Consider the following 10,863-nt stretch of genomic DNA (forward strand, 5'->3'; position numbering starts at 1 on the left):
ATCAAGAAGTCATACAGGAAGTTGGTCGCATCAATATAAGAGTACATAAATATACAGTTCATTAACGATCAGGAAAGAATCATGGAAACATAGATATCTTTCAAATAAATGTAAATGGGTATAAGCAAGTAATAGGAAGTAGCAAATAATTAATTAAAAAGAAGAGGAAATTTCGAATAAAAATAATGGAGTTTCAATTGAACTTGCAGAGGGTTATACAAAGAAAAAAATCATAAATTTTGAGAGCTTAATTACTCAAAAACGCTGAGTACATAGATAGTGAAAAGAAAGTACAACTAAATTAAGTTCTATAATTGAATTGTTCGTTTTTTTAGTCGAGTGAATCAAGTTCGATCTGAACCGAGCAATATACCAAATAAGTATTTTACAGAACGTTGATTTTTTTATACTATAAGAAAGGTTAAAAATTATCTTTTAACTAAGGAAAACAGGATGACCTATCTAAAGCCTTCAATGACAGGCTTCTTTTTATACGACGATTATTGGTGACGGCTTATATGGTTACAAAAAAAACATTCCATAACGAAAAAGTCATTTTTCCGCTAAAGAATTTATAAAGACAACGGTTTATTTGTTTAAATCATTCAGAAAGCGCTTTCTTGAAGAGGACAAAAAAATTCTTCCCTGAATCGTCTATTTTGCGTTTTAAAAAAACAGCCGTTATAGATTATTCAGTTTAGCCGATTGCTTTCTCCATGCTGGAAATAGCCACTACTCTCTGAGTCAACATCGAATCTGAATATACATCCAATGTCATTTGTGAAGAGGCATGACCTAATAGGGCACTCACTGATGGAATATCCGCACCACTTTCTAAGCAACGCGTCGCAAACGTATGACGCAGCTGATGAAAATGTATTTGCCCCAGCTTCGCTTTTTTACGAAGTTGGTGAAAATGGTAAGTCAATAATCGTGGTTCACAGGGTTTGCCATTTACTGAAAATACATACTCATCCGTTGCTTGTTTTTTGCGTTCCATCAAGGATTCTCGAATTTTTTTCGACATTGGAATTACTCGAAGTGATGAAACACTTTTTACCGAGCTATAGCTCATCTTTGTTTTTTGTCCATTCGGCATGGTTAAGCGCTGGTAGGTATTTTCAACCATGATTAAATTCTGATCGAACAAAACATTCTCCCATTTCAAAGCAGCTATTTCCCCAATCCGCATTCCTGTGTGCATCGCCAGTACTACAGACAAGGCCTTCGAGCTTTTGGCCTTATCTGCTAATCGTTCTAATTTTCTTTGTTCCCGTTTAGAAAGTGCTCGAATCTTTTTCTTTTTAGCTTTTGGCAGCAGCAAATTAATGCAGGGATTTTTTTCAATTTTTCCTACTTGTTCCGCATTTTTTAGTGATTTGCTCAATAAACCGACAATGATTTTAATGCTGCTGACAGATAGTCCTTCATCCAACCAAGCTTGAACCATCTTTTTCAACTGTTCATCGTTGATTTCATGTAAAGGTGTTTCTTTTAAATGAGGCAGCAAATAGCGTTTGATTTTGTAGCTATAGCTGCAAAAGGTAGAGTCTTTAACAGTATCCTTGATTTGGAGGATCCACTGGTCGACCCATTGCTGGTAGGTTACCCCACCAACTATTTGATAATGAGACAACAGAGCAACCTTCTTTTTCAGGGGCTCCAGCTTCATTTTCACTTCTCTATAGGTTTTTCCGTAGATATATCCATAGCGTAATCGTCCATTTGTTTTACGTCCGATGTGATAACGTCCTTCCCATCGACCATCTTTTCGCTTATAAATGTTTTCTCCAGTACGCGACATAAAATAACCAACTCCTTCGAATAGTTTGACGACGAATTTTGACGAGAATAGGCAAAAAAATTTCTAAGCTTATTCCATATTCTCACTCACTCTGACTTTTTCTAACACATAGCTTAAACAAAAGTAATATTAAATCTTATATTACTATTGCATTTTCCTATGTTTTCTTCTATAATCTCTAAAGAATAGAATATAAAGATAAGATTATGCATCAATTATGTGATCTAAAGCTGAGTTTTTTTCCTGTTTTCCTTAGTTCAAAGATAGGAAGCGGGAGGCATCTATCTAGGTATATTTTACCATGTAGTACAACTATATTATTGGATTATCACGTATTTGATAGGTGGGTTAAAGCTTTCTCATAGTTTGAGAATTAGAATGCAAGGTTAGTAATCGAGGAGGAAGAGGAACATGTTTGGATTTGGCAAACAGAAAAAGGACGCTTATCAAGATCCACATCAGGAAGACTACTATTACGATGAATACGATGCTGAAGGGTATGAGGAAGACTATGGGTATGAAGATTACTCAGAAGGAGGATACGATCGGCCAGCCGAGAATTATTCTGAGTATGATCGCAGTGAACGCGGCGACCGACGATCACAACGAAGAGCAGCTCCTTCAGCAGAGGAACGGTACGATTCCCGTGAAGATCGATATGACTCTCGCTATGAGGAAGAAGGCGAGGGGCTTCCTCCACAAGTAGACGAAGAGCCTGCTAAGGAATCGCCAATGCAACAAGAAGTTGAACGCTTGGAAGAGACCGTTGCCCAATTAAAGCATCAGCTGGAGGTCAAGCAAACAGAAATGACCAACATGGCAACAACCCTAACTGAAAAAGAACAACAATTTCAAGAGAAACAAACTGAAAAAGAGCAGGAGCTGGTTCAGATGAAACAGCGGCTCGCTCATTTAAAAGCTCAGCTTGACAGCAACATGAAGGAACAAGCAGAAGCGCTTATCAAAGCACAACAGGAAATTGAAGACTTGAAAAAAGATCAAACTGCTAATGAAGAAATGAAGGCGGAGTTAGCGACGATTTTAGTTGAGACGAAAAAGAAAGAACGATCTGTCTTGGAGCGGGCTGAGTACGAAGCGAAAGGAATTCGTAGTCAAGCAGAACAAGAAGCAGAACAGGTCATCCATGATGCAGCCCTAGAGTTGCGAGTAATGAAACAAGAAATTAAGAATTACCGCAAACGACTGCGTTCAGCACAAGAAGAAACAACACAATTCTACGTTCGTCTACTGGCTAACAGTGATTCGCTGTTAGATGAAGAGTAGTAGAAAGGATGGGCTTGCGGTGAAACAAACCAGCAATCAAGTCGCGCTATATCCAACCCCTGCGCCTATGATGCAGGAGGAACTGATCACCCAACCATTGTTGGAAGAAATTGAGCGTGCCTGTGAATATTTGTACGCACCTCATGGCACCTTAACCAGTGATCAACGGAAGAAAATTTATCAGCATTTTGATCAACTATTCAAACTAATGAATGGCAGCTATCATATGGAACTGCTGCTTATGCCGGGTAAATTTAATTGGTCAACCTTCTGGCAGTCGTTGCAGCAATTCTTTCCGCAATTTGCCTGGATACGATGCCAAACGGAAGAACCGAAGTATGGTCGTCAAGTTTATCGGTTCGATTTTGTTCCTGTATCGTTCAATGAAACAGATTTTCCCTTTTCAGTAAGTCTAGAAGGAAGTTTGACTCAGCAATATTCATTGCCGGCGAATGATGCGTTGAAACGCGCGGAACAATTGCTGCTGGAGCTAGCGGAGCAACAAATTTCAGAAGATTTTGAAGAATCCAAAGAGCCTGAAAAGCCAACTGACAAGCAGGACCAGGAGACGACTACTCCGTTAGATTTAGTCAAAAAAGAAAATTCCCGGCAGGAAAGTCAGAGTAAAGCACGATTACGCGCAGTCAACCAAAAGCTGGAGATGGTGATTGAGAAGCTGGAGCTTTCCATGTTCTACAGCGGGATCAAGTATTTTGACCAGTCGGACAAAGAAGAAAGCGACTGGGACAAGCGTTTGACCATTAGCTTACGAGAATATACCTATCTGCTGCAGAAGGCGCGTTTCTTAGAGCAAATGTGGCAGTTGAATGGTGAGTTAGTCAATAAAACTGAAAAGATGACTGTGACCGGCAACAAATTAGTTTACGAAAGGGATCAGGTGAAGCAGATCAAGGCCAACCTTTCCACCAGAGATATTCACTTTGTTCTTTATGAATGCCAGGTAATTGAATCCCGGGCAAAGGTACATGCGCGACCTTGGTTTAGAAAGCCTTACGTCAAATTAATGAAAATGGATTATGACAATCTGCTCAGCAAAGCTGCCTATTTTGATTTACTCCAAGGAGAAAGCTCGGTGCTTGAAAGAATCGCTCGAGAGCACAAGGATATTTCAACTGAGGATGCGCAGGAGGCAGGCTGAGGTCAAAGGAGACGTCCCCTTCATCGTAGCTCATTGCCCCTTTTGCTGGGAACTGCTTTTATTATGTGCTACTTCCTATTTTTTGGTTTGTTTCGTACCTATCACTGGTTGTATCCCAAGTATTTTGTGAGTGGTGAATCTATGAATCCCACCTATCGGGAACAAGAAGTGATCCAAGTGAAGTCCCACCACCAGCCGCAGCGTTTTGATGTGGTCGTTTTGCACCCGCCTGATGATCCCGAAGAACTTTATTTAAAACGAATTGTCGGACTGCCTGGTGAGCAAGTTGATTTTAAAGAGGGACAATTATTTGTAAACGAAAAACCAGTTGCTGATGAATTCGCTGATCGAACGGAAGATTTCAACTGGAAGAGCCTATACAAGGAGCCAATTCCAGAAGGCTATTACTTTGTTATGGGTGATAACCGGACTGTTTCAAGAGACAGTCGAATCTTCGGAGTCGTTTCGAAAAAACAAATTTTAGGAATCATCAAAGAGGAGAATAACTGAAAATGAAGACACTACAAGAAAAAATCGAATGGTACACCTTTTGGTATTGGGTCTATTGGCTCTTCTCTTTGGTAGTGCTGCTGGGTGTGTTTGTCCTAGGCGTCTTTTTCTATTTTACTGATTTTCAAGATGTCGTTACGGTTAGCCAATTATTTCTACTGCTGCTGCTGATGGTATTAGCCATTTATTTACGAATGACTGCGTTACATTATCATTCGATTCTATTGAACTTGAAGCGAATGGCTGCTCGTCCGCCAAAACGGCCAAGAAATCCTCAGCAGCCCCGCAATAGCGAGAGGCGGAGGTTGGATGAACGGTAAGGTTTTATTAGGTAGTTTTTTACTGGTAAGTACGCTGTTGTTAGCTGGCTGTCAAGATCAAAAAACGGAAACCGTTTCGGCAGAAACTAAAGGGGTTGTCCAGCAACAGAATACGCTACAGGAAAAGACAGTGCTCTCTTCCAAAGAGAAGAATGCATTAGTACAGACAGTAAACGAATCCTCTGAGTCGGCGTCGACGCCCGAATCTACTGTATCAGCAGAAAAGAATGGAAGTCAAAGTACCCTTCCTAGTAGTGAGGAATCGAATGAAGTATCTAGTAGTGAAGCACCCGAAGTGCCTATACAAACAAGCAGTCAAGCACCTGAAGCAACAGCAGATTCTGCAGAACCTGCTGTAGTATCCGAACCGATCCAAGAGGTTCCCCCAGCTTTGCCAGTCGAAAAAGTAGAGGAAAACTACCAGTTTTCTGTAACCAAAAATCAGACGACGGAGGAGTTTATCCAAACTATTGGCAAGGATGCGCAACAAATTGCCTGGAAGGAAGACTTGTATGCTTCCGTCATGATTGCCCAAGCAATTTTGGAAACAGGATCTGGCAATAGCCAACTGGCGCGACCGCCTCATCATAACCTATTTGGAATTAAAGGCAGTTATCAAGGGAAGAAAGTCAGCTTTGCGACGCAAGAGGATAAAGGAAATGGTCAACTGTATACGATTCAATCCTCTTTTCGCCAATATCCCAGCTATAAGGAATCCTTGGAAGATTATGCTTCTCTTCTGAAAAACGGTCTTTCTGGCAACAGCAGCTTTTATCAAGCAGTTTGGAAAAAGCAGGCAGCGACCTATCAAGAGGCAACAAAAGCCTTAACAGGAAGTTATGCCACAGATACTTCCTATGACAAAAAGCTGAATGCATTAATTGAGACCTATCAATTAACTTCCTATGATAAAGAGCCAAATGCTGAAGAGGAGGATTCCTCTGAAGAAACAGTGAATCAAAAAGAAACTGAAACAGCAGCTAGTGAATCCAATCAAGCCAGTGAAAATAGTGAAACGGAACAAACTAGAAAGTCGAATCTGCAAGTTTCTGAAACAAAGCAACCAGTAAAAATAATTCCGCCGCTTGCCCAGCGTCCTGCTAAACAGGTTACTGGCAAACGAATGGCGCAATGAAAGAAGGGGAACTATGTCGAGACAACGTGATTACCGGGATCGAGACTATGACTATGATTTCGATGATCGGCCGCAGTATCGTGAGCGCCCCCCTTCCAATAGACCACCTGTTAGAAGGTATGAAGAAGACGAGTATTACGAGGATCGGCGTGAGCGTCCGCGGTATCAGGACAGACCGCCGGTTCGAGAGGCACCACGAAGAGAGTACTACCAACCACCGCGTCCAGTTGACCCGCGACGCGAACCGAGGAGACCACAAAGTAGAGTGGGCCCACCGCTGGAGCACTATAGAAATCCCCGTCCTGCCTATGATCGTCATGGGACTCGCGAGCCGCCACGCCCGCGACCGCCAAGGCAACCGCAAGCAACCGGATCGGGCGCACAACAGCTGCAGCAGGCCAAACAATCAACCAATCGAAAAATATTTTTGTTTCTCTACAACTTATTTTTCTACACGTTGACCATTGGCATTTTGATCAGCTCATTAATGTTTGCTTTTAGTGAGAAATCCAATGCAGCGATTTTTGGCTATCGTTTTTATCAAGTTTTGACTGATTCTATGGCCCCACAGCCGGACTCGCCTAAGGGTGGATTCTATTCAGGTGACATTGTTTTGGTCAAGCTGGTAGATAGCAATCAGATCAAAGAAGGAGATATTGTTACCTTCCAAGTAGGGGATAGCGATCGCTACTTGACGCACAGAATGGTAGGTCGTTTAGATGAGTTAAATGGCAAAAAGGGTGATTACATTATCACTAAAGGAGATGCCAATAACACCAATGATCCACCAATTGAAGCTAATCGGATTTACGGTAAAGTGACCTTTGTCATTCCTAAAATGGGCAGCGTCCTAAGCTTTGTGCAAAAAAATCTATGGTTATGTCTGATTTGCATCCTGTCAGTTTTCGGTTTTTTCCTGGTACTCAAAGCCTATTTTTTACAACCAGAACCGCCAGCTAGACAGACAAATCGAAGAAAGGAATATCCCACTGGGGTATAACTACTTGCTTTTGCAGGTGTTTATATAAAAAGAAAAAGGAAAACAGGAGGAAAAGAAATGAAGAAGAATAGTAAGAAGAAAAAGCTATTAGCTGCAGCTGCAGCTCTAGCCTTAATTGCAGCAATATCAGGAACGTTTGCCTGGATTACTGCGCAAGATCAACGGATTAACCGAGCAGAATCCGCAGCGGTTAACGATAACAGCGTAACAGTAAAAGAAACTTGGGAACCAAAGCCATTAGTACCAGGAACGGAAGCAACGAAAGAAGTAGCCGTAACGAACACAGGTACAGCGAGTGTATTTGTTCGTGTATCTTATGAAGAAGTCTTGAAACATTTGGCTAAATTGGGTGCTGAAAAGTACGAATCAACTACTGGAACTGGCGACAACGCAGATCCGAAATACAAATATGTCGCAAATGATTCAGGTTTGAACAAGAATATGCCAATTAATTTTAATGGAGATCAAGCGTATAAAGATGGTTTTGTCCAAGTACCTGCGGGCCAAATTACTGGTTTAGCAACACCAGCAGATGACAACGTGAAACTTTTAGTTAAAGGTGGAAAAACAGTCGATGCCGTTACTGGCGTTGAGAAAATCAGCTATGAAGCAAAACTAATGCATGAATACTTCACCCATGCAGATAATTCTGGGAAAAATCCTGGTGATGTTGGTTATGATGCCAAAAAAAATAAATATCAATCGATGACCTTTAATATTACGGTCGGCAATGAAAATGGCAGTCTTGATGCGAAAGACTGGAACTTTGCTTTGACCAATGTGAAGTACGGTTATTACGAAGATGGCTATAAGAATACGACAGTTAACTGGGCGAAATCTACTCTACCAGATCAAGCTAAAGCAGTAACAGGACGAGCTTTGCTTGGTACATCTGGTGTTCGTTACAGCGTAAACTATGACTACACATATGGTGGATTAGGATTCTCTAGTGCGACAGAACTTCCAGCAGTAACACCTGCAACAGATGCAGATCAAATCCCAACAGCAGCAGGTAATAAAGGCGTTCAGGCAGATAAAAATGGTTTAGGCAAGACAAATATTCGTATCGGCTACAGTGCAGATATGACCAATACGACTGCTTTAGATAGCAATAAATGGGTTTACAACGCAGATGATGGCTGGTTCTATTACACAGTACCCGTAAAATCAGGACAAACAACGAAGAATCTATTGGAAAAATTAGTCTTTGAAAGCAAAATGGGCACGGAATACACCAATGCTTCTTATGATTTAGTTGTGAAAATGGAAGCCGTTCAAGCCAATGCGGATGCACTAACTGATTCAGCAGGTTGGAACTTAGGTGGCGGTGCGGCACCAACTGGTGATACATCACTAATTGTTACCAAGCTTAAAGCGGGTATTTAATTGAAAAGGACACCATGAAATGAAGGGAGAAGTGGCAGATATTGAGAAAGCTTACAATTCTATTAAGCAGTATCCTGTGTTTCTGTTTCCTCTTTTGCGGTACGCATACGGTGCAAGCAGCAAAAGCACTTCCTCCCGGCATGGTTATTGGAGATTCTGATGGTGTGTATGCCGAGTCAGATGGCGAATACTATATTGACTTGTTAAACATTCTGCCAGGTGAAACCTATAAAAAGGACATTACCATCCGCAGCTTGGATTTAGAAGAACCTTTTTCATTGGGGCTGCTAGTTGAAGAAGTAAATTCGAAGGGCTCTATTTCATGGAAAGAACACATCACGTTGACTTTAGTGTTAGACGGGAAAGAAATCTATAAGGGACCGCTGTTAGGCAATGGTAATTTTGATTGGTCAAAAACACCACTAGAACTAGGTGTTTGCAAATATGGAACCGATAAAGTGTTGAACGCAACCTTCACAATGGATTCTGCGTTGACAAACGAAGACTTGCGGGAACAAAGCCAGGTTGAATTTTACTGGACCTTTGTTGGAACCAAAGACCAGCCAGTCGAACCCACAAAACCGACAGAGTCGAAAGAACCAATTCCTTCAAGTGAGCCTGGAGCGCTACCCAAAACCGCGCCAAGCAATAAACGCTTACCACAAACTGGTGAAAAGCTTGTGTATAAATTTTTAACTGGCTTGCTGTTAGTATTGATTTCGTTGTGTCTATGGAAAAAAAGAAGAGAGGAGGAGGAGGGGTGAACCAACGTGAAAAGTGGCGTCATTTGTTCCGAGTATTTTATCACAGTAAAGGCTTTTTCGCCTTCTTCTCCATCTTATTGAGTTTACTGTTAATAATGGGAAGTACCTATGCGTGGATTATCTCCAGTGATGAGCGAGTGAATCGTGCGGAGGAGAACCAAAAGAAGCTCTCCGCCAAAATCACAGGAGATCTTGATCCAGTTTTACACTGGGCCCCTGGGACAGTAAAAACGAAACAAATCAAGGTGAAAAATAATGGTGAGGTTCCAGCGATTGTTCGCCTGTCTCTGACGGAATCCTTCGTTAGCTTTGAAACCGATGCACAAGACAATCATGATGACGGAAATGGGAACGGGGATCTAACTGTTTATCCTACACCTGTTTTGCCAGTTGTTAATGTGAAGGATACGAGTACTTGGATAGTCGGTAAGACGTACGAAATGAATGCAAATACGCATTATAAAGCAAATTATGCATTAAAGGATCAGCCCTATGCCTATCGGGGGCCACGGACAGAGCCATTGCCAGCCATTCAACTAAATTTTCCTAATGGAAAAGTGTTTGATGAAAATGAACAGCCTGCCGGGACGGATAAAGCTTATTGGTATTACGAGAATGGTTACTTTTATTACTCTGAAGTTCTTCGTCCCAATGAGGAAACCAGTAATTTATTAGATAGTGTTGCCTTAAACGCAGCCTATGCGAACCGTTACAAGGGAGCCTTCTACAAATTAGTGCCTGCCATGGATGCCCATGATATAACTAAAGGCTTACTCTCCGATTGGGGAATCCAGTCAACGGATTACGTTTATAGCCTCTATCAAAGTAAATTGTCGAATTAAGGAGGAGAAAAGATGAAACAAAAAAAAAAAATGTCTCATCGGCTGATTTATCTTATTGTTTCGATGGGACTCGTTCTCCTTTTAGTTGGTGGCAGTTACTTGGTGTATGCAGCAATGACTGCATCAGATAGAAAAGAGAACGATTTTCAGATTGGACAGGTTGAGACTAAGCTTGACCAAGTCTTCGATGGGAACATCAAGGAAATTTCTAAGAATCAAAGCGTGGAAATGAAGGTAAGCATCAAAAATACAGGGACGATCAAACAATTTGTTCGGGTCATGGTCTTACCAGAGGTTCGAGCAGATGTGATTGGTGATCCAGGAAGTAAACAGATTCTGCCACTTGCAATTGGTTCTGAATTGACATTGGAGCAGCTGAATACAACGGATTGGAAGGATGGCGGAGACGGCTACTATTACTATGTAAAAGAAGCAGTTGAACCCAAAAAACCGACGACCGCTTTATTTGATTCAATCAAACTGTCCGATAATCTTAGCGACCAATACAATGATGCCGAGTTTTCCTTAACTTTGAAGGCAGAAACCATCAATTGTACGGAGAATTCCTATCGACAATCTTGGTGGTTAGGCAATACACCGACCGAAGGGCCGTTAAAAACAATTGATGACATTTTGAAAACGAAACTAGATACCTAGGG

11 protein-coding genes are annotated in these 10,863 nt (G+C 41.4%); 10 read left to right on the top strand and 1 reads right to left on the bottom strand.

Annotation, left to right across the window (positions count from 1 at the left end; translation table 11 throughout):
* Positions 1-697 precede the first annotated feature (697 nt).
* Positions 698-1,804 (bottom strand): tyrosine-type recombinase/integrase, encoded by a 1,107-nt coding sequence (locus I588_RS25945; RefSeq protein WP_010760227.1) that lies wholly within the window; start codon positions 1,802-1,804, stop codon positions 698-700.
* A gap of 411 nt (positions 1,805-2,215) precedes the next feature.
* Here I588_RS25945 and I588_RS25950 point away from each other — a divergent pair, with 411 nt between their 5' ends.
* From I588_RS25950 to I588_RS25995, 10 genes are all read left to right on the top strand, one after another.
* Positions 2,216-3,088, top strand: a complete 873-nt coding sequence (locus I588_RS25950; protein ID WP_010760228.1) for a hypothetical protein — start codon at positions 2,216-2,218, stop codon at positions 3,086-3,088.
* Between the two features lie 19 nt (positions 3,089-3,107).
* On the top strand, positions 3,108-4,247 hold the full coding sequence (locus I588_RS25955) for a hypothetical protein (protein ID WP_010760229.1): 1,140 nt from the start codon (positions 3,108-3,110) through the stop codon (positions 4,245-4,247).
* Between the two features lie 63 nt (positions 4,248-4,310).
* Positions 4,311-4,757: a signal peptidase I gene (gene lepB, locus I588_RS25960; RefSeq protein ID WP_034692845.1), complete on the top strand. Its 447-nt coding sequence runs from the start codon at positions 4,311-4,313 to the stop codon at positions 4,755-4,757.
* A gap of 2 nt (positions 4,758-4,759) precedes the next feature.
* Positions 4,760-5,077 carry a hypothetical protein gene (locus tag I588_RS25965; RefSeq protein ID WP_010760231.1) on the top strand — a complete coding sequence of 106 codons (318 nt, stop codon included), beginning with the start codon at positions 4,760-4,762 and terminating at the stop codon, positions 5,075-5,077.
* A complete protein-coding gene (locus I588_RS25970; RefSeq protein ID WP_010760232.1) occupies positions 5,067-6,212 on the top strand; it encodes a glucosaminidase domain-containing protein in 1,146 nt (381 codons plus the stop codon). Before I588_RS25965 ends, I588_RS25970 begins: the two co-directional genes overlap by 11 nt.
* A gap of 13 nt (positions 6,213-6,225) precedes the next feature.
* Entirely contained in the window at positions 6,226-7,212 is a 987-nt protein-coding gene (locus I588_RS25975) for a signal peptidase I (protein WP_010760233.1), read from the top strand.
* 57 nt (positions 7,213-7,269) lie between these two features.
* Entirely contained in the window at positions 7,270-8,598 is a 1,329-nt protein-coding gene (locus I588_RS25980; protein WP_010760234.1) for a hypothetical protein, read from the top strand.
* A gap of 41 nt (positions 8,599-8,639) precedes the next feature.
* Positions 8,640-9,362, top strand: coding sequence for a hypothetical protein (locus I588_RS25985; protein WP_010760235.1), 723 nt, complete (start codon positions 8,640-8,642; stop codon positions 9,360-9,362).
* Complete coding sequence (locus I588_RS25990; protein WP_010760236.1) at positions 9,359-10,204, top strand: BsaA family SipW-dependent biofilm matrix protein; 846 nt, start codon at positions 9,359-9,361, stop codon at positions 10,202-10,204. The genes I588_RS25985 and I588_RS25990 overlap by 4 nt, the downstream gene beginning before the upstream one ends.
* Before the next feature lie 12 nt (positions 10,205-10,216).
* A complete protein-coding gene (locus I588_RS25995; RefSeq protein WP_016250099.1) occupies positions 10,217-10,861 on the top strand; it encodes a hypothetical protein in 645 nt (214 codons plus the stop codon).
* The last annotated feature ends 2 nt before the right edge of the window (positions 10,862-10,863 follow it).

It is taken from the genome of Enterococcus pallens ATCC BAA-351 (assembly GCF_000407485.1).
GTDB lineage: Bacteria > Bacillota > Bacilli > Lactobacillales > Enterococcaceae > Enterococcus_A > Enterococcus_A pallens.

Excerpts from the sequence above, each read along its gene's own strand:
- I588_RS25945 (WP_010760227.1), bottom strand. The coding sequence starts at position 1,804 with ATGTCGCGTACTGGAGAAAACATTTATAAGCGAAAAGATGGTCGATGG.
- I588_RS25950 (WP_010760228.1), top strand. The coding sequence starts at position 2,216 with ATGTTTGGATTTGGCAAACAGAAAAAGGACGCTTATCAAGATCCACAT.
- lepB (WP_034692845.1), top strand. The coding sequence starts at position 4,311 with ATGTGCTACTTCCTATTTTTTGGTTTGTTTCGTACCTATCACTGGTTG.
- I588_RS25965 (WP_010760231.1), top strand. The coding sequence starts at position 4,760 with ATGAAGACACTACAAGAAAAAATCGAATGGTACACCTTTTGGTATTGG.
- I588_RS25970 (WP_010760232.1), top strand. The coding sequence starts at position 5,067 with ATGAACGGTAAGGTTTTATTAGGTAGTTTTTTACTGGTAAGTACGCTG.
- I588_RS25975 (WP_010760233.1), top strand. The coding sequence starts at position 6,226 with ATGTCGAGACAACGTGATTACCGGGATCGAGACTATGACTATGATTTC.
- I588_RS25980 (WP_010760234.1), top strand. The coding sequence starts at position 7,270 with ATGAAGAAGAATAGTAAGAAGAAAAAGCTATTAGCTGCAGCTGCAGCT.
- I588_RS25995 (WP_016250099.1), top strand. The coding sequence starts at position 10,217 with ATGAAACAAAAAAAAAAAATGTCTCATCGGCTGATTTATCTTATTGTT.